2 protein-coding genes are annotated in these 863 nt (G+C 69.8%); one reads left to right on the top strand and one right to left on the bottom strand.

Annotation, left to right across the window (positions count from 1 at the left end; genetic code table 11):
- Positions 1 to 228: transposase (locus tag PV342_RS40900; RefSeq protein ID WP_500321237.1), on the bottom strand; the 228-nt coding region annotated here is incomplete at its 3' end.
- 7 nt (positions 229 to 235) lie between these two features.
- Between PV342_RS40900 and PV342_RS40895 the strand changes: the two genes are divergently transcribed.
- A complete protein-coding gene (locus tag PV342_RS40895) occupies positions 236 to 496 on the top strand; it encodes a hypothetical protein (protein WP_500321235.1) in 261 nt (86 codons plus the stop codon).
- Positions 497 to 863 lie beyond the last annotated feature (367 nt).

Below are 863 nucleotides of genomic sequence, written 5' to 3'. Positions count from 1 at the left end.
GTGCTCGGCCTTCGGCCGCAGGGTCAGGTTTCGGCCACCCCTGGCGTCGGTGCAGGAGGTCCGCAGTTCGCAGGGGCCGCAGTGCCGTTCGGCGAAGCGAACTCCGGTAACCGGGGTGCCGCGGTGGCTCTGGGCGTCTCGCCACTGGACGCTTGTGTGCCCCGCTGGGGCAGACGGCCTGTCGCTGGTCCCAGTCGATAGTGAAGCGGGTGCTGTCGAAGAAGTCACCGGTCGCTTGTGGCCGGTTGGTGATCTTCCCGACTGGTCCGACGAGGTCGATGTTGTGATCGCGGCGGGCGCGATGGATCTGCTCGGCGTCGACGTATCCCGCGTCCACCAGGTGTTCGTCCGGCACCAGTCCGCGTTCGGCCAGGACGGTATGAATGTCCTCCAGCACGGCGTCGTCGGTCACTGGCGCCGGGGTGGTGTGGATGTGGGTGATCAAGTGCGGGGCATCGGGCTCGCAGGTCTCGCTGAGGTGGACCTTGTAGCCTGACCAGCCCAGATCCCGCTTCGCCCCGGTCCTGGCCTCGGGCTCGTGCGGGGTGCGTAAGCGGATCAGGCCGGGCGGGGTGTTCTTCTGCTCCCGCCAGCGCACGACACCGTCGGCGTGCTGGAACTGCTGCACCCACGTCTGGCGCAGCAACTCCACCGTGGGCAGACACCGCAGGCCGGCCGGTGCCGCATCCGACCAGACGGCTCGAAGCAGCACCATGCCGTCGGCCCCGCACTGGTCGCCGTGCTCGACGCGGGCGGCCCATCGCGAGGGGAAACGGCTGTCCTCCGGCCGGGCCGAGTAGCGGTCGAACCACTCTGGCGCGGCCACCGTCCCCAGCCAGTCCCCGGCCACCTCGGCAATCTGG

Origin of the sequence: Streptomyces sp. PA03-3a (genome assembly GCF_033792735.1) — a bacterium.
GTDB lineage: Bacteria > Actinomycetota > Actinomycetes > Streptomycetales > Streptomycetaceae > Actinacidiphila.
Note: the sequence above shows the minus strand (reverse complement) of the source record. Positions and strands in the feature narration are given on the sequence as shown.